Annotated in this window: 21 protein-coding genes and 1 riboswitch; of the genes, 7 read left to right on the forward strand and 14 right to left on the reverse strand. The window is 42.1% G+C overall.

Annotated features, from left to right (window positions below; translation table 11 throughout):
- The first annotated feature begins 30 nt into the window (after nt 1–30).
- Nucleotides 31–1128: an ABC transporter ATP-binding protein gene (locus tag DFR59_RS02760; protein WP_114744096.1), complete on the forward strand. Its 1098-nt coding sequence runs from the start codon at nt 31–33 to the stop codon at nt 1126–1128.
- A gap of 57 nt (nt 1129–1185) precedes the next feature.
- On the opposite strand, the gene DFR59_RS02765 is transcribed toward DFR59_RS02760, so the two are convergent.
- The gene (locus tag DFR59_RS02765) at nt 1186–1428 is read right to left on the reverse strand and encodes a hypothetical protein (protein ID WP_114744097.1); all 243 of its coding nucleotides are present in this window, start codon (nt 1426–1428) and stop codon (nt 1186–1188) included.
- Between the two features lie 267 nt (nt 1429–1695).
- On the opposite strand from DFR59_RS02765, the gene DFR59_RS02770 reads away from it, so the two are divergent.
- Nucleotides 1696–1908, forward strand: coding sequence for an alpha/beta-type small acid-soluble spore protein (locus DFR59_RS02770; protein WP_114744098.1), 213 nt, complete (start codon nt 1696–1698; stop codon nt 1906–1908).
- Between the two features lie 77 nt (nt 1909–1985).
- On the opposite strand, the gene fumC is transcribed toward DFR59_RS02770, so the two are convergent.
- The 4 genes from fumC to DFR59_RS02790 form a co-directional block, all read right to left on the reverse strand.
- Entirely contained in the window at nt 1986–3368 is a 1383-nt protein-coding gene (gene fumC, locus DFR59_RS02775; RefSeq protein WP_114744099.1) for a class II fumarate hydratase, read from the reverse strand.
- Nucleotides 3369–4335: 967 nt separating this feature from the next.
- Complete coding sequence (locus tag DFR59_RS02780; protein WP_114744100.1) at nt 4336–5070, reverse strand: amino acid ABC transporter ATP-binding protein; 735 nt, start codon at nt 5068–5070, stop codon at nt 4336–4338.
- Between the two features lie 23 nt (nt 5071–5093).
- Entirely contained in the window at nt 5094–5795 is a 702-nt protein-coding gene (locus DFR59_RS02785; protein ID WP_114744101.1) for an ABC transporter permease subunit, read from the reverse strand.
- Nucleotides 5782–6591, reverse strand: a complete 810-nt coding sequence (locus DFR59_RS02790) for an amino acid ABC transporter substrate-binding protein (protein ID WP_114744102.1) — start codon at nt 6589–6591, stop codon at nt 5782–5784. Before DFR59_RS02790 ends, DFR59_RS02785 begins: the two co-directional genes overlap by 14 nt.
- Before the next feature lie 180 nt (nt 6592–6771).
- On the opposite strand from DFR59_RS02790, the gene DFR59_RS02795 reads away from it, so the two are divergent.
- A complete protein-coding gene (locus DFR59_RS02795) occupies nt 6772–7392 on the forward strand; it encodes an NAD(P)-dependent oxidoreductase (protein WP_114744103.1) in 621 nt (206 codons plus the stop codon).
- Nucleotides 7393–7436: 44 nt separating this feature from the next.
- Here the strand turns inward: DFR59_RS02795 and DFR59_RS02800 are convergent, their stop codons facing one another.
- The 4 genes from DFR59_RS02800 to DFR59_RS02815 all read right to left on the reverse strand — a co-directional run bounded on the left by DFR59_RS02800 (nt 7437) and on the right by DFR59_RS02815 (nt 13681).
- Nucleotides 7437–7958, reverse strand: coding sequence for a hypothetical protein (locus DFR59_RS02800; protein WP_114744104.1), 522 nt, complete (start codon nt 7956–7958; stop codon nt 7437–7439).
- Nucleotides 7959–8113: 155 nt separating this feature from the next.
- On the reverse strand, nt 8114–10129 hold the full coding sequence (locus DFR59_RS02805) for an ABC transporter ATP-binding protein (RefSeq protein WP_114744105.1): 2016 nt from the start codon (nt 10127–10129) through the stop codon (nt 8114–8116).
- Nucleotides 10126–11883, reverse strand: coding sequence for an ABC transporter ATP-binding protein (locus tag DFR59_RS02810; protein WP_114744106.1), 1758 nt, complete (start codon nt 11881–11883; stop codon nt 10126–10128). Before DFR59_RS02810 ends, DFR59_RS02805 begins: the two co-directional genes overlap by 4 nt.
- A 520-nt stretch (nt 11884–12403) precedes the next feature.
- Entirely contained in the window at nt 12404–13681 is a 1278-nt protein-coding gene (locus DFR59_RS02815; protein ID WP_114744107.1) for an MFS transporter, read from the reverse strand.
- A gap of 330 nt (nt 13682–14011) precedes the next feature.
- Here DFR59_RS02815 and DFR59_RS20215 point away from each other — a divergent pair, with 330 nt between their 5' ends.
- Entirely contained in the window at nt 14012–14161 is a 150-nt protein-coding gene (locus tag DFR59_RS20215) for a hypothetical protein (protein WP_170137257.1), read from the forward strand.
- Between the two features lie 110 nt (nt 14162–14271).
- Here the strand turns inward: DFR59_RS20215 and DFR59_RS02820 are convergent, their stop codons facing one another.
- Nucleotides 14272–16365 (reverse strand): transglycosylase domain-containing protein, encoded by a 2094-nt coding sequence (locus DFR59_RS02820; RefSeq protein ID WP_114744108.1) that lies wholly within the window; start codon nt 16363–16365, stop codon nt 14272–14274.
- 385 nt (nt 16366–16750) lie between these two features.
- On the opposite strand from DFR59_RS02820, the gene DFR59_RS02825 reads away from it, so the two are divergent.
- Nucleotides 16751–17257, forward strand: coding sequence for a universal stress protein (locus DFR59_RS02825; protein ID WP_114744109.1), 507 nt, complete (start codon nt 16751–16753; stop codon nt 17255–17257).
- Between the two features lie 66 nt (nt 17258–17323).
- Here the strand turns inward: DFR59_RS02825 and DFR59_RS02830 are convergent, their stop codons facing one another.
- Nucleotides 17324–17776, reverse strand: a complete 453-nt coding sequence (locus DFR59_RS02830) for a helix-turn-helix transcriptional regulator (RefSeq protein ID WP_114744110.1) — start codon at nt 17774–17776, stop codon at nt 17324–17326.
- A gap of 133 nt (nt 17777–17909) precedes the next feature.
- Between DFR59_RS02830 and DFR59_RS02835 the strand changes: the two genes are divergently transcribed.
- A complete protein-coding gene (locus DFR59_RS02835; RefSeq protein WP_114744111.1) occupies nt 17910–19319 on the forward strand; it encodes a cryptochrome/photolyase family protein in 1410 nt (469 codons plus the stop codon).
- A gap of 55 nt (nt 19320–19374) precedes the next feature.
- Here DFR59_RS02835 and thiT read toward each other — a convergent pair whose 3' ends face one another.
- The 3 genes from thiT to modA form a co-directional block, all read right to left on the reverse strand.
- On the reverse strand, nt 19375–19956 hold the full coding sequence (gene thiT / locus DFR59_RS02840; RefSeq protein ID WP_114744112.1) for an energy-coupled thiamine transporter ThiT: 582 nt from the start codon (nt 19954–19956) through the stop codon (nt 19375–19377).
- Between the two features lie 118 nt (nt 19957–20074).
- Nucleotides 20075–20173: riboswitch (TPP riboswitch) on the reverse strand.
- Nucleotides 20174–20230: 57 nt separating this feature from the next.
- The gene (gene modB, locus DFR59_RS02845) at nt 20231–20896 is read right to left on the reverse strand and encodes a molybdate ABC transporter permease subunit (RefSeq protein WP_114744113.1); all 666 of its coding nucleotides are present in this window, start codon (nt 20894–20896) and stop codon (nt 20231–20233) included.
- A gap of 38 nt (nt 20897–20934) precedes the next feature.
- Entirely contained in the window at nt 20935–21702 is a 768-nt protein-coding gene (gene modA, locus DFR59_RS02850) for a molybdate ABC transporter substrate-binding protein (RefSeq protein ID WP_245948353.1), read from the reverse strand.
- A 193-nt stretch (nt 21703–21895) separates the two neighbouring features.
- On the opposite strand from modA, the gene DFR59_RS02855 reads away from it, so the two are divergent.
- Nucleotides 21896–23008, forward strand: coding sequence for a histidine kinase N-terminal domain-containing protein (locus tag DFR59_RS02855; protein ID WP_114744114.1), 1113 nt, complete (start codon nt 21896–21898; stop codon nt 23006–23008).
- The last annotated feature ends 189 nt before the right edge of the window (nt 23009–23197 follow it).

The following is a 23197-nucleotide window of genomic DNA, read 5'->3' on the forward strand; positions in this document are numbered from 1 at the left end:
CGATTGCACTATTATAAGGAGGCTTTTCAAATGGCAGAATTAAAATTAAACAATATTTATAAAGTCTATGATAATAAAGTAACAGCCGTTAATGACTTCAACTTACATATCCAGGACAAGGAATTTATCGTATTCGTCGGACCATCTGGCTGCGGTAAATCCACTACTTTGCGCATGATCGCAGGTCTAGAGGAAATTTCTAAGGGAGATTTCTATATTGGTGAAAATCGTGTGAACGATGTTGCGCCGAAAGACCGCGATATTGCAATGGTTTTCCAGAACTATGCACTATACCCTCATATGAGCGTATATGACAATATGGCATTCGGATTGAAGCTGCGCAAAGTGGCTAAGGACGAAATCGACCGCCGCGTGAAAGATGCTGCTAAGATCCTCGGACTTGAAGCATACCTTGACCGTAAACCGAAAGCATTGTCAGGCGGTCAGCGCCAGCGTGTCGCTTTGGGCCGTGCAATCGTTCGTGATGCGAAAGTATTCCTTATGGATGAACCTTTGTCCAATCTGGATGCAAAACTACGCGTACAAATGCGTGCAGAAATCGCTAAGCTTCATCAGCGCCTGCAAACAACTACAATCTATGTAACACATGACCAGACAGAAGCGATGACAATGGCAACACGCATTGTTGTTATGAAAGACGGCGTCATTCAGCAAGTAGGTACGCCTAAAGAAGTTTATGATAATCCGGAAAATATCTTTGTCGGCGGATTCATCGGGTCCCCAGCAATGAACTTCTTTACTGGACGCTTGGATGGCAATGACTTTGTCATCGGCGATAAAAAAATCGCTGTTCCTGAAGGAAAATTAAAAGTATTAAGAGATAAAGGCTATGTCGGCAAGGATCTTGTACTTGGTGTACGTCCTGAGGATATTCATGATGAACCTGTCTTCATCGAATCTTCACAAGGCACAACCATCACAGCAAAAATCGAAGTAGCTGAGCTGACTGGTGCTGAAATGATGCTTTATTCCCAAGTTGGCGGCCAAGAGTTCATCTCAAGAGTCGACTCCCGTTCAGACATCAAGCCAGGCCAAACTGTAGAACTTGCATTTGACCTGAATAAAGCACACTTCTTCGATCCATCCAATGAATTAAGAATCCGATAATATCTAAAGATCCTCCCAACGCGGGAGGATCTTTTTTGTCCAAATCCAGCTCTTTTCTTAGTAATAAATATTTTGGATGATTTGCTGCCGGCATTCTGTACATGCTAACAAATGCATGCAAACCGCCTTTTTTGAACTCTCCGGGTCTCCGTCTTCCAACTTAGCGACATCGATATCCATATATGCGCTGTATTCATCATAATAATCATACAGTCTGCCTTGATCTTGCATGATCCCCCTGCATTCGGGACAGTGAAAAACGTATTGTGCAAAACCATTGCACACTGAGCAAAAATTCATCCCAACGGCTCTCCCTTTATGAACTTATTTTACTCATAGGATGCATGATTGCAGAAGAAATATGTAGTGGACGATCATGGATCACTTTACCCATAAATTCCCTCTATCACCCTCGCATATTCTTTCGAAAAAACACCATAATACAGATTAACAGCAGCAAAATATTACTCGATGGGTTAGTCCAAACAGTGGAGCACATCACGATGTGTACTGGTGCAAATCCAGCTGACTCAACCATAAAATAACTCTACAAGGAGATGACAGAACATGCAAAACCAACAAAGATCTAATTCTTCAAACCAATTAGTAGCTCCAGGGTCTCAAGCAGCTATCGATCAAATGAAGTATGAAATCGCTTCTGAATTCGGTGTTCAACTTGGACCAGACGCAACTGCACGTGCTAACGGCTCTGTAGGTGGAGAAATCACTAAGCGCCTAGTACAAATGGCTGAACAACAGCTTGGCGGATACCAAAAATAATAATCTTTAACCTTCAATAACATGGCAAAGGCCCCTGAGAACGCTCAGGGGCCTACTTATTTTTTAAAGAACAAACTTCACAAATTGACCATTTTTTTCGGATCGATCCACTCATTATATTGTTCTTCGGTCACGAGCCCGCTTTCAATGGCTGCCTCTTTCAGTGTAATTCCTTTATTGAAAGCAGACTTTGCAATCGAAGCTGCATTTTCATAGCCGATATGCGGATTCAATGCGGTTACAAGCATAAGGGATTTATCTACAAATTCCTTGATTACCTCTTCATTTGCTTCAATGCCCTTTGCACAATTTTCATCAAAGGATTTCATACTGTCAGCCAGCAGCCTGACACTCTGCAGGAAATTGTAGATGATGACCGGTTTGAACACATTTAATTCAAAGTTGCCTTGGCTTGCTGCAAATCCAATGGCCGCATCATTCCCGAAGACCTGTACAGCAACCATGGTCAATGCTTCGCTTTGGGTCGGGTTCACTTTACCAGGCATGATGGAGCTTCCAGGTTCATTTGCCGGAATAGTCAATTCCCCAATCCCGCTCCTCGGGCCGCTCGCAAGCCAGCGCACATCATTGGCAATTTTCATTAAATCTGCAGCCAGCGCCTTCAGACCACCATGAACATGGACGATTTCATCATGACTTGTCAATGCGTGAAATTTATTGTCTGAAGAACGGAACGAATAGCCTGTTTGATCCTTCAACTGAGCAGCAACTTTTTCACCAAAGGAAGGATCGGCATTGATTCCAGTTCCGACTGCCGTCCCGCCAATCGCTAAATCAAGGAGATGGTCCATTGCTTCCTCAATCATCTTTCCGCTTTTATCGAGCATGGCCCTCCATCCGCTGATTTCCTGTCCAAGTGTAACCGGAGTGGCATCCTGCAGATGTGTGCGTCCAATTTTGATGATATTCATAAATTCTTTTTCTTTATTGGCAAGCGTTTCTCTAAGCTGCTTCAAAGCAGGAAAAAGCCTTTCTCTCATTTCATGATAGGCTGCGATATGCATAGCTGTCGGAAATGTATCATTGGAGCTTTGAGACATATTTACATCATCATTCGGATGGACAGATTGATCGAATCCTGATTCCTGAAGTTTTTGATTGGCCCTTCTTGCGACCACTTCATTGACGTTCATATTCGATTGAGTTCCGCTTCCCGTCTGCCAGACAACCAGTGGAAACTGTTCATCCAGACTGCCTGTAAGAATTTCATCACAAGCAGCAGAAATGGCATCTCTCTTTTCCCCAGAGAGCTTCCCCAATCCATTATTGACATGGGCTGCTGCTTTTTTCAGCTGGGCAAAAGCGTACGTCACTTCGATCGGCATTTTCTCGATGCCGATTTTAAAATTCTGCTTGCTCCGCTGTGTCTGGGCACCCCACTCCTTATCGGCAGGAACTTTGATTTCGCCTATTGTATCCTTTTCAATACGATATTCCATGAATCATACTCCTCCTTTTATCTTCACTATTCATTTCCATTGAAGACAGCATCTAGTATGTATTTTCTCATAATAGGGAAAAATTTTCATTTTTGACGAATTGGGATGAATCTGCTGGGTGTCGTTAGAGTGGCGGAATTATGTTGTCTTTCCCGCCACAAATTTGATCTTGCCGAATATCCAGGCGGCAGCCTGGCAAATTGAAGGGGTTTGGCTTTGGCGCGTTTGACTGAGCGCTCAATCGACGATGTGGATTGGAACCGAATTTGGCGCTGGCGCATAAGGAGGAAGTTTTAGCGCATAGGCTGCCTTGCCCCGTGCATAGGAAATAGGATTTCGCGCATAAAGGCTGGCCGCTGGCGCATAGCCGACCATGCTTCGCGCATAGAGCCTATCACAAGGGATGATCCACAATAATTTCTCCCGTTTTTTTATCCCCTCGTATCCTTCTAAGTTGAGGCCGCCCCCCTAATTACCGATAAAGGGACAATTGGAAGCATTTTAGGTTCAGATCCGCTTTTACAGGGTCATATTTTCTTGTTCTCTTGATCTTGCCGAATATCCAGGCGGCAGCCTGGCAAATTGAAGGGGTTTGGCTTTGGAGCAATTGACTGAGCGCTCAATCGACGATTTGGATTGGAACCGAATTCGGCGCTGGCGCATAAGGAGGATGTTTTAGCGCATAGGCTGCTTTCGCCCGCGCATAGGCTGCTTTCGCCCGCGCATAGGAGATGGTTTTTCGCGCATAAGACCCGCGCGCTGGCGCATAGCCGATCATTTTTCGCGCATAGCTCAGATCGAGGGCAGATTTCCAACTTGTTTTCCGTGTTTAATGGATCCTCCTGCCCTTTCCAAGTGGGAATTCATTCAATTTCAATTAGAATATTAACTTCGAGAGCGGTATTTTAGTCATTTTTCCACTTTCAAACATAAAAAAAGCACCGGCTTCCGCAGCGGTGCTCCAAGGCTACTGTATCATATTCAAAAATCGCTTTGTTCTTTCTTCTTGGGGATTATCAAAGATTTGAAATGGTTTGCCGCGTTCTACGATGACGCCTCCATCCATGAAGATGACTTCATCCGCTGCTTCTTTCGCGAATCGCATTTCGTGGGTGACGACAACCATCGTCATCCCTTCATTGGCTAAATCCTTCATCACTTTAAGGACTTCCCCTACCAGTTCCGGGTCCAATGCGGATGTGGGCTCGTCAAACAGCATGACTTTCGGTTCGATGGCCAATGCCCTTGCAATGCCGACGCGCTGCTGCTGTCCGCCGGAAAGCTGGTGCGGGTAATAATCGAATTTATCGCCAAGTCCGACCTTTTCCAGCAGGATTTTTGCCCGTTCCGCTACTTTCGCTTTCGGCTCTTTTTTGACAATGACCGGACCTTCCATCACATTTTCCAATGCTGTCTTATGTGGGAAGAGGTTATAGTTCTGGAACACCATCCCTGATTGTCTGCGGTATTGAAGAAGCTTCTGCTTATTGATCTTTCCGTTAAAGTCCAAGGAAACATCGCTTAATGAGACTTTGCCTTGATCCGGGATCTCAAGTGCATTCAAGCACCTGAGAAATGTCGTTTTTCCGGAACCGGAAGGACCGATTAAAACAACCACCTGGCCTTGTTCAACGTTTAAATCAATGCCTTTTAAGACTTCCAATTTATCAAACTTTTTATGAAGTCCATTAATCGTAATCATATATGTCCTCGCTCCTTTCTTCTTTATTTCGCTACATAACGGTCAAGTCTTGCCTCAATGCGCCCCTGAATGATTGACAGGATGAAACACATGACCCAATAGAGGAGAGCCGCTTCTGAATAGAGGAGCAGGAATTCATAGTTCATCGCAGTGATTTCCTGCGCTTTTCTAAACAATTCTGTTACCAGTATCAATGAAGCAAGGGACGTATCCTTAATCAAGCTGATAAACGTATTGGATAACGGCGGAATTGAAACCCTTGCTGCTTGAGGAAGGATGATGCGCTTCAACACTTGGTTGTTTGTCATCCCGATGGATGCGCCTGCTTCCCATTGTCCTTTTGGAATGGATAATATGGCTGCCCGCACTATTTCTGATGCATAGGCGCCTACGTTCAATGAAAATCCAAGGACAGCGGATGGAAATGGATCGATTTCAATATTCAATGAAGGCAATCCGTAAAAAATGATAAATAATTGCACCAAAAGAGGAGTTCCCCTGATGGCAGAAACATAGAACCGGGCAATCCCCCTGAGGATCCCGATCTTGGATAAGCGTGCGAGTGCTGCCAATATTGCAAGTATCATACCGAATATGAAAGAAAGAATGGTTAATGGGATCGTATAATACAAAGCTCCCTGAACCATGGGAGCTAGGGAGCTTTGTGCAATTTGAATCATGTCGTGAAGACGGTCTGCCGAAGGAAAAATATTATTTAGATACATCTTCGCCAAACCATTTTTTAGAGATTTTCAAGTACGTACCATCATCTTTAATATCTTTCAATGCTTTATTCACTTCTTTAACCAGCTTATCATTTCCTTTGCGGAACATGAATGCACTTGCAGATGCATCTTTTGCTTCAGCAGCAATTTTAATGTTGGCATCTTTTTGCGTATTTAAGTAGTCAAGAATGGATAATTTATCGTTTACAGTCACATCTACGCGTCCAGCTTCAATCAATTTGACCGCTTGGCTCATTCCCTCTACTCCGACAATCTGTGCGCCATTTTTGGCAGCGATATCTTTATAGTTGCTTGTCAAGGATTGCGCAGCTTTAAGGCCTTTCATATCTTCAAAAGATTTTACATCGTTGTTGTCTTTTGCTGTTACAAGAACGGCAGCTGACTTGATGTATGGATCAGAGAAATCATATTTTTTCTGGCGGTCTTCCCTGATTCCAACCTCATTGGCAATCATGTCGAAACGCTTAGAGTTTAAGCCTGCAAACATGGAATCCCATTGTGTTTCTTTGAACTCAGCTTTAACACCCATGCGTTTAGCCACTTCTTGTGCAAGTTCTACATCAAAGCCAGTGAGCTTTCCTGATTTATCATGGAATGTAAATGGCGCATAAGTTCCTTCTGTCCCGATCGTAAGGACTCCATCCTTCTTCACTTTGTTGTAAAGGGCATCTTCTTTATTGGCTGATTCATTCTTATTTGTATCAGATGAACCACAGCCGGCTAGTATAAACATGGCACTTAGAGCAAGAACCAAAGTCATTTTAAGCTTCTTCATTTTTAAACCACCTATTCTTATCGGAATTATTTTATTCACGAATGACATCATAATATCTTTAATTCGAAATGTCAATGAGAATGTTTTGTTTAGATTTCCCACTTAATGCTTGAACTATTATTTCTAAATGAAAAGGCTTTATAATAGAGGAACCGTCAAATGGAAAGGGGATAATCAGACATGAGACTTGGATTTTTCGGAAGCACAGGAAGAGTGGGGAATGTCGTTCTGCAAAACGCTTTACAGGATGGCTGGAACATCAAGGCCCTAGTGAGAAATCCTGAAGAATATAAGGAGGATTCTTCCTTGATAAAAGTGATAAAGGGAAATGCTTTGGAAGAGGATTCTGTCTTTGAAACTATCAGGGATACGGACGCAGTCTTCAGTGCACTTGGAACAGATGGAAACACTACATTGTCGGAATCCATTCCATTGATTATCAAAGGGATGCAGAACTATGGAGTAAAAAGAATCGTCACCATTGGGACAGCCGGAATCCTTCAGTCACGAGCCGAGGCTGGACTCTATCGATTCCAATCATCAGAATCCAAACGGAAGCTGACGAGGGCTGCTGAGGAGCATTTAAAAGTATATTCGCAGCTAAAGGAAACAGACCTTTCGTGGACCATCCTTTGCCCTACGTATTTGCCTGATGGCGAAAGGATCGGAAAATATCGGACAGAACAGGATTACTTGCCGATCGATGGCAAGATGATTTCTGTATATGATACCGGGGATTACGCCTACTCACTTCTGCAAACTGGTGAATATCCATGTGCAAGGGTAGGCATTTGCTATTAAATAGAGAAAAGCCTTCTGTGACACGTGTCTCAGAAGGCTTTTAATTAATTTTGAGATTTTAGCTCGGCAATTTTATCGGAAAGCATTTTGTTTTTTTCTGCCATTTGAGTGTATTTCTGATCGAGCAGCTGCTTAATTTTTGCTTGATCCTTTGCATCAATCGCTGTTTTTAGATCCTCAGTAAACTTTTTCTGTGCTTCTTTTTTCGCTGTCCACTCAGCTTTTTTCTGCTGAAACAGTTTCTGCTTCTCTTCTTCGCTCAGCTTGTCCCATTGTTTTTTATGGGCTTCCTTGAATTTTTCGCGTAAAGCAGGATCGCGGAACTGCTTCATTAAATCATTACGATCGGCAATGACCTTCTGCCAATTGGAAAGTGTATCAGGGCTGTATTGTTTTACAAGTGAAAGCAGCATTTCCTGATGTTTTTGCTGCTGCTTCATCCAGTCCTGATGATTTCCCATATGATGACGGTGCTCAATTGGCGCTCCGGATGTATTATGGGCAAGCACAGTTCCTGGAAGAGCAAGCAGCAAAGCAGCCGCTGTCAGAATCAATATTTTTTTCATTTTCTTCACTCCTTTTCAAGTTGCTTATACATCATTATCTTGAGCAAAGCGAAATAAAATATGTAAAAAATATGTAGGATAGGTACAAAGAACAAAAGCGCTGGAGCTGGACGTTACAAAAATGGCCGCTCGATAATTGAGCGGCCATTTCATTATTAACTTGCTTGTTCTTTCTTTCCCTGCTGTAATTCATACATCTGATAGTATCTGCCTTTAAGATTCATGAGTTCTTCATGGTTTCCTCGTTCGACGATTCTTCCTCTGTCGAGCACCAGGATCTGGTCGGCATTTTTGATGGTTGATAGCCTGTGGGCAATGATGAATGTGGTCCTTCCTTTTTTCAGGACTTCCATCGCGTTTTGGATGATGGACTCTGTTTCGGTATCAATGCTTGAGGTGGCTTCATCCAAAATCAGAATCGCAGGATTAAAAGCCAGGGCACGGGCAAATGAGATCAGCTGCCGCTGACCGGAAGACAGTGTGCTTCCCTTTTCAATCACTGGCTCATCATAGCCGTTTTCCAGGTTTTTAAATACGGTCTCTGCACCGACATCTTTCAATGCTTTCTCGACGATATCCCTGGAGATCCGTGGATCATCGAGGCTGACATTGGATGCAAGTGTGCCAGTGAACAGATATGGATCCTGGAGGACGATTCCCATGTGCTCCCGGATGGTCTGATGGGGAATATCCACCGTATTTTGTCCGTCAATCGTAATCTTTCCTTCATTCGGATCATAGAAACGGAACAGAAGGTTGATGATCGAACTTTTTCCTGAGCCGGTGTGTCCCACTAATGCCACTGTTTCACCTTGCTTTGCTTCAAATGAAATATCTTTTAGGACATGTGCGCCGTCTTTATATCCGAAATACACATGTTCAAATTTAACATCGCCTTTATACCTTTTTATTTTATCGTCGCTGACAGGAACTCCGTCTTCATCAATTAATTTGAAAACCCGCTCGCCGGCCACCAATGCCTGCTCGAGATTCGCCAATTGGTTGACAATCCCCTGCACTGGCTGGAAAAGGCGGTTGATGTAATCGACAAATGCATAAAGTACACCGAGGGTCACAAAAGATCCCACACCGATGGAGCCTTTTCCAAAATACCAAATGAAAGCCACAAACGTAATATTGCGCAATACACCGACAAGGTTATGTGATGTCAGGGCATTGAGGCTGAGCATTTTGTTTTGATAAGAAAAGTGGGTTTCATTCAATTCATCGAATTCCTGCTTTGATTTTTCTTCCCTTCTGAACGCTTGGATGATGTTCATCCCTTGGATCGATTCATTGATTATTGCATTGATCTCGCTGATCTTGCTTCTGATGACATGGTTGTATTTAGAAGCGTATTTGCGATAGAAAAAGATCCATATCAATAGGACTGGAACCAAAATCAAACAAATGAGTGCCAGCTTTACATCAAGGATGAATAAGGCAATATAAATCCCGATGATGTAGATTCCGCTCGTGAAGAAATTGGCCAGAACATTTACATAAAGTTCCCTGATCGCCTCTGTATCATTTGTGATCCTGGCCACCACCTTACCTGCAGGGAGGTTGTCAAAGTAGCTGATTGGCAGTCTTTGAATATGCCTGAAAATATCCATTCGCATTCTTTGGATGACCCGATTGGCTGCCGTCTGCAAATAATAATGCTGTCCATACTGAAAGATGGACGCAAAAAGAAGTAGGCCCAGGTAGATTCCAAATAATTTCATTAATTTAGGCACTTCAGGATTATAGAAATTCAATAATTGATCCATAGTCAGCTTATCTGCCTTGAATCTTTTAACGATATTCCCTTTTTCGATGGTCAAATAGCCATTTTTGTATTTTTTGTCCCCATCCATGTCTACGGCTTTAGGAACAAATACAAAATCTTTCCCTGCCTGGAAGACGTGGACTTCATTTCCCTTTTTTTCTCCGGGGCTTAAATAGTCTCCCCTTTTATAATAATGTCCTTTATAAAGGACGCTCTCACTGCTTTTTTCCGTTTCATACCACTTCGATTCGATTCCCAATATGTGATGATCGATCATGCGCTTGGCAATGAATGGGCCTGCAAGCTCTGCCCCAACGGATACAGAAAGCATGAGCAGAGCTGCAATGATGATGCCTTTATATAGTAAGGCATACTGTACAAGCCTTTTCCCTAAACTCATGCCTGCACCTCCTCTAATACTGTTTCTTCAATCTGCTGACGGATGAATTGTTCATAATACCATCCGCCATTTTCAATCAGGTCCGAATGATTTCCTTCTTCAATGATCCTTCCGTCATCAAGGACCACAATCCAGTCTGCATGCTGAACCGCTGATAATCTATGAGTCGTGATAATCGTCGTTTTTCCGCTCCGCTCTTTTCGGATATTTTGTATGATGTTCGTTTCTGTCTTGGCATCGACTGCAGAAAGCGAATCATCCAAAATAAGGATTTCTGGATCTTTGATCAAAGCCCTTGCAATGGAAATCCTCTGTTTCTGCCCTCCGGATAATGCGACCCCTTTTTCCCCTACAAGTGTTTCAAGCTTTTCAGGGAGCATCGCAAGATCTTTTCGGAATGATGCTAGATCTATCGCCTTTTCAAGATCCTCATCTGTGGCATCTGGATTCCCAAACAAAATATTTTCTTTGACAGACCTTGAGAAAAGAACATGGTCCTGCGGCACGTAGCCGATCCAGCTCCTTACTTGCTCTTTTGTCTGTTGTTCGATTGGTACATCTGTGATATTCAAGGCACCTGTTCCTGCTGGGTACTCTCTTAACAGCTGTTTAATCAATGTTGTCTTGCCGCTGCCTGTCTTCCCTACAACACCCAATGTCTCACCCTGTCTCAATGCCAATTTGATATTGGAAAGATTGGATACATTAGATGAAGGATATTGGAATGAAACTTCATTAAACTCAATTGACTCTGGCTCATGAATATGGATCGGCTTATTAGGATTTTTTACATCTTCCTGATAATTCAATGTCTCCTGGACGCGATCCAATGAAGCGTTTCCTCGCTGCATGACGTTGATCAGTTCCCCGATTGCAAACATCGGCCAGATCAGCATTCCCAAGTAGACGTTGAACGAGACTAGATTCCCGAGAGTCAAGACCTGGTGAAACACCATATAGGCTCCATAGCCAAGACCGATCATATAGCTGATGCCGACAAGTGTTTTAATCGTCGGATCAAATAAGGAATCGATTTTCGCGACAGCAATATTTTTCTTAAAGACGTCTTCTGTCATCTCTTGGAATCTTTTCTCGTCCGCCCTTTCTTGCACATAAGCCCGAATGACGCGTACACCGGCAATCGATTCAAGCACTTTATCATTCAAGTCTCCGAAAGCATCCTGGGCACTCATGAAACGTTTATGGATCCTTGCCCCATATACTTTCATTAACAGCGCCATGATCGGAAGAGGAAGAATGGATGCAATCGTCAATTTCCAACTGATGAAAATCCCCATGGTACAGAGGATGGTAAGCATGAAGATGCTGGAGTCCACTAAAGTCAGGATCCCAAATCCAGTTGTCACGGAGACAGCCTTTAGATCGTTTGTCGCCCTTGCCATCAAATCCCCTGTTCTATTCTTCTCGTAAAAAGTCGGCGTCATTTTTAGAAAGTGACCCATGAGATTGGAACGAAGCTTTCTTTCAATAAGGAAGGCTCCTCCGAAAAGCAAATACTGCCAATAATAAGTGATCATATAGGACGTGACGGCAATTGCCCCCAAAATCCCGATATATTTTAAGATTCCCTGAACAGTTAAACTGCCCATATGAATATCATCAATCGCCATCCCCACTAATTTTGGCGGGATGACATCCATGACTCCCACAATAATTAATAAGATAACTGCAACCATGTATCTTTTCCAATTCTCTTTAAAAAACCAGCTTAATTTACCTAAGACACTGAACATATCTCAACTTCCTCCCATTCCTTTTAGTTGCTTGCCAACTATCCGCTGTCTGACTCTGCCAGTGATAAAAGCATTCTCTTTTTTGAATTATGCATGTTCAAAACCTCCGAAATGAATTTTATTAAAAGGGAATTCTCCCGATTAAACGGTAAATAAACAGAAAAAGGCATACTGCGCTTCTGCAGTATGCCAAAAAAAAGCATATAAAAAGCACAGACTGATAGACAGCCCATGCTTTGTCATCTTCTACAAAAATAATCTTATAGCATGTAAAGTTTATAAGGATGGGCTGAACTGATATGAAGTTTTCTTGCTTGGATTGGTCTTACAATCATATTGATCATGTCAATGCCCTCCTTTGGTTAAATTTTCTAATTAATACTAAATTAGATTAACATCTTCATAATATTAAGTCAATTACTTTTTTTATGAATATTCAAGTAACTGAGCAAACCTGGTTTAATTCCTTAATTATCTTATTCTTCAACAAGAGGAATATGCTGAGGCATCTGGCTCATTTTCATGAGGAAACAGCGGCTGCTTTTCCTGTGACCTCTTTTTCCCCCTTAATATATTTCGGGAGGATGATGGCATAAAATACACCGACTGCCATCATGCATCCTCCTACAATCCAATAAAGCATCTCCACGGTAAGAACCTTCGGAAAACTGACAGCAATGAAACCGAGTGTGGCAGATTGGGACAGCATCATCAACGGACCGATCCATCCCTGGACCCTCCCCATCATTTTTGGATCGATGATGCTTGGCATCCATCCCCCGATGCCAATATTGGCAAATGGAATTCCAAATGAGGATAGAAAAACTAAGGCCATGAAGCTCCATGTATTCGGTGCAAAAGAAGAAAGTACAGTAAATGCACCTGCTATGATGATACCAAACACAATTAAATGATGGAATTTGACCTTCTGTACCACAGTTGATGCCACTACCCCGCCTATTAATGCCCCGATGCCGAACGCAGCCCCCAAAATGATGGATAACTGTTCGTACGAATCAGGCGCCAGTTTATATTTGAGAATGAATACCGGCATGACAGAGAAGCCTCCATTGACTACTCCAAAGACAAAGAATCCGACAATAAGCGATATCAATAGCTTATTTTTTATGATATAGAACATGCCTTCTTTGAAATCCTTCATGACAAACTTGATATTTAAATCCTTCATTCGATGTTTTCCATTTGGGAGCCTTGCTTCTGTGGAGATCGTACAAGACTTAATCAATAAGGCGCTGATGGCAAAGGTGATGCCATCGATGATCAGTGCCCCATATATGCCACCGAGCCAATAGGCAAGGATTCCAAGCCCATTCCCAAACAGCATGAAAATACTCATCACCATTTGGTTAAGTCCCGCTGAAACAGCGTAGTCTTCTTTTTTCAATATGCCTTGCATGATTCCGGATTCTGCCGGAAAGAAAAACTTCTGTACAGCACTGCGCAAAAAGAGTGCGGCAAAAATTAATGGCATCCAGCCATACCATATGGCAAAAATTAGTGCGGCGGAAAGGACCACACAAATGGCATCACAATAATAGGCTATCTTTTGCCGGTCAAATCGATCTGCCACCACACCGACCACAAGAAAGATTGCGAGTGTCGGAAGGGAGTACATCAATTCTGTGATGGATGCATAGATTGGCTGATCGGAAAATCTGTCTAAAAGATAGAACATGAAAGCAGTGACCCCGATTACACTGCCCATCTGTGATGTGAAATTGGCAAAAAATAGTTTTGCAAATATTTTATTCTTAAAAATTTCTTTCAGGTTTTTCATTCCCATTCCCCTATCATGGTTATTGATATTCTTATTTTAGCCTTTTCACCATAGCCTTAAGAGAGCCTTCTGGAGGTTTTTTCCTCCGTCTTCAGGCTGATATATTCTTTTATCAAGCTTAAGAGTTTATGAAGTGATGAAAGGGGTAAAGAACACATAACCGGTTGACATTGAGAATTCTCACTAAAACAAATATAACTTGAGGTGTAATACATGCTGCGGACTATACTTATGATCATTGGAGCAATTGTAGTAATTGGATGGCTGATAAACGCTTTAGCTTAACAGCGAAATGAACATTTGAAACTATTTTAAAATGAGGTGATTGGAATGGATGAACATCGTGAAGTTGAAATTAAACGGGAAGAGAAATCGAATAACAGCCTTGTCGGTGCAACATTCATCAAGTATTTGGCCTACATCATCATTTTCTTTGGAATCATTTGGTTTCTTATCCACTATATCTTGCCGATGTTTTAATCGAAATTATATTCTTATTCAAAGCCCGATTCAGGGCTTTTTATTTTGCATTCCATTCCTAACATAAAAAAAGGATGAACCCGCTGATTGGGTTCATCCTTTTTGATTTCTTAATGGCCGGGACCATGGCCTTTTCCATGACCTTTTTCGTGCCCTTTATCGTGCCCTTTGCCTTTAAAATGTTCCTTGAATTTCTTCTTTGCTTCGTCGAGCTGGTCTTTCCATTTTTTCGCTTCATCTTTGATTTTTTCTTCTATGCTTTTATTCTTCTCGGCTTCCTGCTTCTTCCGTTCTTCCTCTTGATAATAGTTGACCGACTTGACGTCAAATTCCTTCGGTTCAACGTATTGGAGCGCACTCTCCATGACTGCTTTATAGAGTGGGACTACCCCTTGGGAACTTAGCCCTTCGAGATAATGATTTTCATCTGTTTTATCGTACCCAAGCCAGACCGCTCCTGCAAGGTTCGGTGTGAAGCCGACAACCCATTGATCCTTGGTTCCAGATTTGTGTCCCTCGATCGGTACTTCTGTAGAACCTGTCTTTCCTGCAAGTGAATAACCGGGGATATGAGCACCTGCGGCTGTTCCCGTCTCAAAGACATTTAGCATCATCGAAATCATTTGATCTGAAACCTTTTTGCTGATGACATTTGTCTCCTGCTTCTTCCACTTCATGATCACTTCATCAGTTGGACCGACAATCTTGGTGATCAAATGGCTCTCTTCCCTCTTCCCGTTATTCGGGAAAGTGGAGAAGGCCTCTGCCATTTGTTGAGGGGATACACCTTCATTGATATTCCCAAGAGCTAAACCGAGCTGGCGGTCTGCTTTTGTTAATGGGATGCCGAATTTCTCAACAGAATCCATTCCTTTTTGGATGCCGATTTCGTTTAGGAGCCAAACGGCAGGAAGGTTAATGGACTCTTCCAATGCTTTGTACATCGGTACCGTGCCTAAATACTGGTCATTATAATTGCTTGGCTGATATCCGTCGAAATCCATTTTTTCATCCTTTAATGGGGATGTGGCAGAATATCCTTCTTCGACGGCAGGCGTATACACAGCCAATGGTTTGATGGTAGAGCCTGGCTGTCTTGCCAGTTGAGTCGCACGGTTATAGCCTCGGAAGACGTGTTCTCCTCTTCCTCCGACAAGCCCTCTGATTCCCCCTGTTTTCGGGTCAATCAGTATGGCGGAACTTTGGACCACTTGATCGGACTTGCCTGCCGGGAATAATGAATCCCTGTTATACACTTTTTCCAGTGCTGTTTGGATATTCTGGTCCATCGTTGTATAAATTTTATAGCCTTTTGTCAATATATCATCTTGGGTAAGGCCGTATTTCTTGATTGCTTCATTGATAACTGCATCCACATAATATGGATACTTCCCTTTCAGCGGATCGCCGCCTTTGTCTTTCAGTGCAATTTTCTCTGATTTTGCCTCTTCGTATTCTTTTTCTGTAATCATATTATACTTTTTCATCTGGCCAAGGACGACATTCCTTCTAGCAATTGCCCCATCATAATTTTCATATGGGTTTAAGGAAGAAGGCGCCTTGATCAATCCTGCGAGCAAAGCCGATTCGCTGATGGAGATATCCTTAATATCTTTTCCAAAGTACTTTAAGGAAGCGTTCTGGACTCCCCAAGCCCCATGGCCGAAATAGATTTGATTCAAATACATTTGAAGGATTTCATCTTTTGTATAATGCTTTTCAATTTCTGCAGCCAAGAACAATTCCTGGATCTTACGTTTATAAGTCCGTTCCGGTGAAAGCAATGCGTTTTTCGTAAGCTGCTGAGTGATCGTACTTCCACCTGCCACTACATGCCCTGCGAATAAATTCCCTACGAATGCCCTTGCCATCCCCTGAAGATCGAATCCGCCATGCTCATAGAAGCGATGATCTTCAATGGCTACGACTGCATTTTTCACTTGATCGGGTATGTCATTGATTTCAACGCCCTCTGTCCTGTTGGCAGTCACTTTGCTTGCTTCGTCTCCATCTTTATCATAAATGATGGTCGATTGGGAGAGGCCTTTTTGCAAATCTTCCACATTGGCCGTACTTGCAAAATAAGCAAAAAATCCAATAAATCCTAAAATAAAGATAGAAAAACACAATATCAGTATTTGATTCATATGCTTCCTTTTCCAGAATTTCCTGATAGCAAGCATATAATTCTTGATTGTATTCATATCTGTTACCTGCTTTCCTTTCGATGTACCATTATTTTCTTCTTAATGAATCCAGATATACTTACCCTTTACACGATTGTTTTAATCATTTTGGCTCAGTTTTCCGCCAAGTCTATAAGATATACCAATCTGAATCAAATGGCAAAGGATAAAACATCCTGAGGCACGGCTCCATGACAAGTATTTCAATCACCTTCAATCTCCCTGCTCCCAATTAAATCAACGTTCGTCATCCCATTTGTTTTTATGGGTGCAGTTTATCACTTATCATTTTGAAACATTCGTCAACAATTTTTAATAAATCACTGTGGATAGTTTTCAGATAATTGGGTAAACACCAATATAAGAACAAACAAATAATGGACTTTTGAGGAGATGACAGAAAATGATTAGTCATATTATGGTGGCTTATGATGGATCTGATGGAAGTAAAAAAGCGCTTGAAGAAGCAATGGCTGTATATGACCGTTCGGGGATGCAAAGATTCACGGTTGCCCATGTATTCCATGAAACTGTTTCAGAGGTTGCATCAGAGGACAAACTCGCAAATATGGATACGATGATCACCCCAAGGGTAGATGGCATTTATGCAGCCCATATGCCATTATCACAAGATGAAAAAGTTACCCAGACGCATGAAGTAGTGCATAACAGCGCCGATCAGATCGTTGCAGATGCGCGCTATGCCATGGAAACCCGGGGCATCCATGGAGATGTTGAAATATTGGAAGGCTCGCCTGCTGAAGCACTTTGTGAATATGCCGAAAGCAGCGGGGTGGACTTGATTGTGGTAGGAAACAGCGGGCACAGCGGCATTAAGAAGTTTTTTGTAGGCAGTGTCAGCGAAAAAGTCGTTAAACATTCCCATTGCCCTGTACTCGTAGCAAAATAAAATCAAATTTGTAAAAGAAGCGTGGACTGATGTTGTAGACGGTCCACGCTTCTTCTTATTGATTATCTATTTTTCCTGTAATTCGAAGAATCTCTGCCTCGAATCTTCCTCGTCAAAAGAACTGTAAAGCCTGAATTGCTCATCGTCAATGATTCTGTAATGCTTAGTAATAAGGTTTTGCTGAAGAATCAATCCTGTGTGCTTTTCTAACGTCTTCCACCATACTTTCCCACCCATGGTCCTTTCTTTTCGCACATCGATTTTTTCCCTTGCAACCATTTCGACAACTTCCAGCGGATCGCCGCCAAATACTGTCTGCAGAGTTTGACTCATGGAAAATAAGGCACAGACTGCAATGACCGTAGTCCATCCTGGGAGGATGCGTCCCTTTTCAATCTGAACAAGCGTCTTTTTCGAAATGCCGATGATTTCGGCCATTCGATCTTGCGTGTATCCGGATTCCGTGCGGACAATTTTCAGGTGTTCTCCAAGCATCTCTATGATTTCTTCCCGGGTCACGAGATCCCTCCTAACTGCTTATAGGGAAATTTTACACCACACCTTTGAAAATGCAATCATTAATGCGCACATTCCTTTTTGAAAAGGATAAAAACCTTGCATATAATTTTGTCTAAAAAGGAGGAATCCCTACATGAAAAAAAGCCGCATCATTGTTCTTTTTCGGAACGATTTCCGCCTCCATGATAATCCCGCTTTATATGAAGCTAGCCGAACAGGTGAAATTATCCCTGTCTATATTCATGAAAGCACTAATCATACTAAGTCCATGGGCGGCGCGCAAAAATGGTGGCTCCATCAGTGCCTCCTCTCTTTTCAAACATCGTTGGAAAATATGAATGGCCGATTATATCTATTTAACGGAAATGCAGAAGTACTTCTCCCTGAGATCATTGAAACAACAGAAGCTGATGCCGTCTATTGGAATCGCTGCTATGATCCGAAAACTTATCGCAGGGACCTAAAGATTGCCGCTCTCCTGATAGAGGAGAATATACAGATAAAGTCTTTTGAAGGACGCCTCCTTCGTCCGCCATGGGAAGTGGTAAAAGAAGAGAAAGTTCCGTATCGGGTTTTTTCAGCTTTTTATAAAGCTTTCTTAAAGGAGGAAGTTCCTAAACCATTCCCTGCCCTTAAAGAGTCTGTTTTTGCCGAAACCGATCTTAAAGGTGAAACAATTTCTTCTCTTGGCCTGCTCCCAAAAATGAATTGGACGAAAACAATGGAAGAAACATGGATGCCTGGTGAAAATCATGCGATTGAGCAATTCAAGGATTTCTGTGAAACAAAGCTTGCCCGCTACCACGAGGCCCGGGATATTCCTTTTCCTGAAGGATTTTCAGTTATGTCTCCTTATTTAGCCCTTGGCATCATGTCAGTCAGGAGCATGTATCATTACTTAAAGAATAACCCTCATTCTTCCGCCTATATCAGGCAATTGATCTGGAGAGATTATGCTTATCAGCTTCTTTTCCATTTCCCAGATCTGCATGGGATATCATTGGATGAGCGCTTTACCTCTTTTGAATGGAGAATTGATGAAGCTGATTTTGACGCCTGGAAGCATGGACGCACCGGTTTCCCTATCGTTGACGCCGGAATGAGGGAATTATGGGCAACAGGATATTTGCCCAACCGTGTTCGGATGATTGCAGCTTCTTTCCTAGTGAAAGATTTATTGATTCCATGGCAAAAAGGGGAAGAATGGTTTTGGGATACATTGATCGATGCGGATATAGCCAATAATTCGATGGGATGGCAATGGGTGGCCGGGACCGGAATCGATCCAGCCCCTTATTTCCGCATCTTCAATCCTGTCCTTCAGAGCGAAAAGTTTGATAAAGATGGGAGATATATCAAAAAGTGGGTTCCCGAGTTGAAAAGCCTTCCTGCCAAATACATTCATGACCCGAGCAAAGCGCCTGACCACGTATTACAAGAAGCAGGAATTGAACTTGGCACCGACTACCCATTCCCGATCGTCGATCATAAAGCTGCTAGAAAAAGAGCACTTGAACACTATGGACAAATAAAAAAAGGATGATTCAAGACCCGCTCCCAAATTAAGGGTGCGAATGGTCATGAATCATCCTTTCATTTTATCTTTTTGTAACTGTAGCTAATCTTGGCGCGATGGAGAATAGCAAAATGATAACGACGGCACTGATGATGAAAGTAGGAAGCATGTACGTTCCATTATAAATCAATGAATAAAGTGCGACTGGCTGGCCTTTTGGTGCATAAGAACCAAAGAACACAATTCCTGTATAAAAATGTGCCAGGAATCTTAGTAATGAGCCGATGAATGTACTCACAATCACAAGGCCGATCCATTTTCCCGTCTTTTTATTTTTCACCGCTTCACGGACGCCAGATGCAAATAATCCGGCAAATCCAATGACCGTAAAGGCGACAAAGTAATCAATGAACCCTTGTACAGGATGATATATCTGTGCAAAGCCTGTAATAAATTGAAGCAATCCAAGAAGGAATCCCGATAAAAGACCTCCTTTTACTCCCCATCTATAGGCAATCAGGAAAACAGGAACCATCGCAAGCGAAACGGATCCCCCCTGCGCCCAGATCCTTGAAAATAGTGCAGTAGAAACAATGTCAAGTAAATAGGCTAATGCAGCCAATACAGCGACTTCTACTAAAAAAAGTGTTTTGTTAGACTTCATTGCTAACTCCCCCTACTCATATTTTTTGGGGAAATGATTCCGTGGGACCATAAAAAATTTATGGATTAAGGCAATAAAAAAAGCAATGAAGGGCGGTAAAGATGGCCCCTCATTGCATATCCCATCAAAACCACATCCCTGCGCAAGCATTAACTTACAGGTTCGAAGGGTCTGAACTTCTGTTCACTCTCAGCCAAAGGCTCCCCTTGTGGAACTATTAAATTAGCAAGCTTCCTTTAATACTATACTATGCTGTAAAAAATGTATCAATGATTTATTCTTTGCCTTTTGACATCATTTGAACTATAAATAGCAGGAGAAAAGAAATGACGATCAAGGAACCGGCCCATGTCCATGCCTGCTCCATCCTGCCGGTCTCTATGGAGGTATAAATGGCAGTTGATGCCGTCTGCGTCTTTCCCGGTATATTCCCGGCAAACATCAGAGTTGCTCCAAATTCTCCAAGCCCTCTGGCAAAACTGAGAATGAATCCAGTCAAAATATATTTATAGGAAAGGGGCATCTCGATTTTCCAAAACAGCGCCCACCCTCCAGCTCCGTCCACTTTTGCTGCACCTTTAATATCCTCTTCAATACTGGAAAAACCCAGTTTAAGTGATTGATACATCAACGGAATGACCACGACAGTCGCTGCGATTACACCTGCCCACCAAGTAAAGATGAGCCCCTCCCCGAACAATGATTCTACTGCTTTTCCAGCAATGGAATTCCGTCCAAATACTGTGATCAGCAGGAGACCTGTAACAGATGGAGGCAGCACCAATGGAACGAGAAGGAGCAGCTCAATGGAAAGCACCCATTTTCTTGTGGTGGAAGACAAAAGTTTTGATACTCCCAAACTTATGCCAAATGCGAATATAGCTGAGAGAATAGCAATCTTAATACTTAGCGATAAAGGTTCCCAAAATCCTTCAAACATGTTTATCCCTCTTTCACTTCCTGCTTAAGTCAATCTGTTTAGTAGCTGAATCCGTACCCTTCAAAAATGGATTTTGCTTTTTCGCTTTTCATGAATTCCAGAAAACCGCTTGCTTCATTCCGGTTTTTCCCATCACTGATGATGGAAGTGTAGTAGACAATCGGCTGGTGCCAGCTATCTTCTGCCTCCGACACTACTTTCACCTTTTTAGAGGTGATCGCATCCGTATAATAGACCAGCCCTGCATCAACATTATTGGACTCTACATATTGAAGGACTTGTCTGACATCCTTGCAGTAAACCAGCTTCTCTTTTAAGCTCCCCCATTTGTTTAAGGATTCCAGTGTCTCTTTTGCATACGTTCCGGCGGGGACTGCTTCTGGAGTGCCAATGGCTATTTTCTTCACATTCCCGCTATCCAGATTGCTGAAGTTGATTTGCTTATTTCCCGCTGCTTTCGGGACAATCAGAACCAGCTTATTTTTGAAAAAAGCTTCTTCGCTTGCCGTCAATCCTTTGTCCTTGATTAAATCAACCGGTTGTTTAGCAGCCGAGATAAATAAATCGACTGGGGCACCATGGATGATCTGCTGAGATAATGCACCCGAACCGCCAAAATTAAAAACGATCTTTTCATTTTTGTGTTCTTTCTGATAAGCATCTGCTGTTTCTTTCAATACATCGCTTAAGCTGGCGGCTGCTGATATTGTAATGGTTTTTTTCTTATCCTTTTCATCTGTACAACCTGCCATTGCCCCTGCTAAAAATAATAGAATCACAGCAATGGGAAGAAATTTAGACTTCACTTAAATATTCACCTCATTATCGGAAAACTGATTCTTTCATTTTACTATTAAAGGCATTCATAGAAAAGAATGTTCCATTATTACGAGTATTACGAGCGGGTTCATTAACTACTTTTTCAGAATCATGAATATTGTAAAAAAATTAGTTTTTTTACAGAATATTCTTGCTATAATAGAAAACAGAGGTGAAAGTATGATTCCACTGAAAAAACACTTAGCCCAATATATCAAAACGAATAAAACCGACTTCATTAATAGATGGGAAAAGCGAGTCATTATTCCAGATGGTGAAGATTCGATTGAAATCATTCGGAAAAACGGAGAAACAATGGTGGAATTATTGGTCCATTTATTGACCTTTCCCCAAGAGAATATTGAAGAACATATTAAACCTTTTGCATGGAAAGTTGCTGAAGAGCGTTTAGAAGCGGATATTAACATCGGAGAATTTGTTTATAATGTTAATATTGCTCGTTCTGAAATTTATAAAGACCTTAATAAACTTACAAATGATGTAACTGAAATTCAGGATGCCTTAGATCATTTCAATTTAATTTTTGACCGGTTTCTTTATTATGCGGTTTCCCATTATACTGATTTAAAAAATTCAATCATCAGACAAAAAGAAGAATATATCAGCACAACTCATGATGACCGTCTTTCCCTTCTTGGGCAGATGACCTCCAGCTTTGTACATGAGTTTCGCAATCCCCTGACTTCCATCCATGGGTTTATTCAATTATTAAAGGCAGAACATCAAAACCTTCCCTACCTGGAAATCATTTCTGGTGAACTGGAACAGTTGAAGTTCAGGATCACTCAATTTTTAATGCTTTCCAAAAAACAGATAGTGGACACAGAATGGGCTTCATTATCAATGAATGAGCTGCTTGAAGAAGTGATGTCTTTTCTTTATCCACGGATTGTCGAGGTCAATGTCAGGATTGAGGAAGATCTGCAGCCTGGACTGCAATTCAGCGGATATAAAGAAGAAATTCGCCAAGTATTCATTAATATCATTTTCAATGCAGTTGAAGTATTATCAGATCAACCGGATGATTCTGTCATCCTTTTAAAAGCCTATGAACAAAACGGATCCATCGTTGTCAGCATCAAAAATAACGGCCCTCAAATTCCATTGGAACATCAGGCCACTATTTTCGATCCATTTTTTACGACTAAAAAGACCGGAACCGGGTTAGGATTATATATTTGCAAAGAAATCATAGAAAAGCATGGAGGCTCGCTTACTTGCGAATCAGCTCAGGATTGGACAGTCTTTAACATTTCCCTGCCTGCCACATAATGTTGTTGAACAAAAAAAAGAAGCCATGATGGCTTCTTTTTTTTGTCCAGCTCTCATTTCTATGTCCAGCTCCGCTTTTCTAATTGTCCAGCTGCAGCGCCTAGCCCCTCGAGTCATAAGCCGCACCTCTACGGAAATCAGGATTTCCTTCGAGGTCCGTCTTATGCTGGTCGGGGCTGTTCAAGGCGC

Origin of the sequence: Falsibacillus pallidus, assembly GCF_003350505.1 — a bacterium.
Taxonomy (GTDB): domain Bacteria; phylum Bacillota; class Bacilli; order Bacillales; family DSM-25281; genus Falsibacillus; species Falsibacillus pallidus.

What these genes read in the sequence shown, in the direction of transcription:
- DFR59_RS02760 (WP_114744096.1), top strand. Translation starts at nt 31, where the DNA reads ATGGCAGAATTAAAATTAAACAATATTTATAAAGTCTATGATAATAAA.
- DFR59_RS02765 (WP_114744097.1), bottom strand. Translation starts at nt 1,428, where the DNA reads ATGAATTTTTGCTCAGTGTGCAATGGTTTTGCACAATACGTTTTTCAC.
- DFR59_RS02770 (WP_114744098.1), top strand. Translation starts at nt 1,696, where the DNA reads ATGCAAAACCAACAAAGATCTAATTCTTCAAACCAATTAGTAGCTCCA.
- fumC (WP_114744099.1), bottom strand. Translation starts at nt 3,368, where the DNA reads ATGGAATATCGTATTGAAAAGGATACAATAGGCGAAATCAAAGTTCCT.
- DFR59_RS02780 (WP_114744100.1), bottom strand. Translation starts at nt 5,070, where the DNA reads ATGATTACGATTAATGGACTTCATAAAAAGTTTGATAAATTGGAAGTC.
- DFR59_RS02785 (WP_114744101.1), bottom strand. Translation starts at nt 5,795, where the DNA reads ATGTATCTAAATAATATTTTTCCTTCGGCAGACCGTCTTCACGACATG.
- DFR59_RS02790 (WP_114744102.1), bottom strand. Translation starts at nt 6,591, where the DNA reads ATGAAGAAGCTTAAAATGACTTTGGTTCTTGCTCTAAGTGCCATGTTT.
- DFR59_RS02795 (WP_114744103.1), top strand. Translation starts at nt 6,772, where the DNA reads ATGAGACTTGGATTTTTCGGAAGCACAGGAAGAGTGGGGAATGTCGTT.
- DFR59_RS02800 (WP_114744104.1), bottom strand. Translation starts at nt 7,958, where the DNA reads ATGAAAAAAATATTGATTCTGACAGCGGCTGCTTTGCTGCTTGCTCTT.
- DFR59_RS02805 (WP_114744105.1), bottom strand. Translation starts at nt 10,129, where the DNA reads ATGAGTTTAGGGAAAAGGCTTGTACAGTATGCCTTACTATATAAAGGC.
- DFR59_RS02810 (WP_114744106.1), bottom strand. Translation starts at nt 11,883, where the DNA reads ATGTTCAGTGTCTTAGGTAAATTAAGCTGGTTTTTTAAAGAGAATTGG.
- DFR59_RS02815 (WP_114744107.1), bottom strand. Translation starts at nt 13,681, where the DNA reads ATGAAAAACCTGAAAGAAATTTTTAAGAATAAAATATTTGCAAAACTA.
- DFR59_RS20215 (WP_170137257.1), top strand. Translation starts at nt 14,012, where the DNA reads ATGGATGAACATCGTGAAGTTGAAATTAAACGGGAAGAGAAATCGAAT.
- DFR59_RS02820 (WP_114744108.1), bottom strand. Translation starts at nt 16,365, where the DNA reads ATGAATACAATCAAGAATTATATGCTTGCTATCAGGAAATTCTGGAAA.
- DFR59_RS02825 (WP_114744109.1), top strand. Translation starts at nt 16,751, where the DNA reads ATGATTAGTCATATTATGGTGGCTTATGATGGATCTGATGGAAGTAAA.
- DFR59_RS02835 (WP_114744111.1), top strand. Translation starts at nt 17,910, where the DNA reads ATGAAAAAAAGCCGCATCATTGTTCTTTTTCGGAACGATTTCCGCCTC.
- thiT (WP_114744112.1), bottom strand. Translation starts at nt 19,956, where the DNA reads ATGAAGTCTAACAAAACACTTTTTTTAGTAGAAGTCGCTGTATTGGCT.
- modB (WP_114744113.1), bottom strand. Translation starts at nt 20,896, where the DNA reads ATGTTTGAAGGATTTTGGGAACCTTTATCGCTAAGTATTAAGATTGCT.
- DFR59_RS02855 (WP_114744114.1), top strand. Translation starts at nt 21,896, where the DNA reads ATGATTCCACTGAAAAAACACTTAGCCCAATATATCAAAACGAATAAA.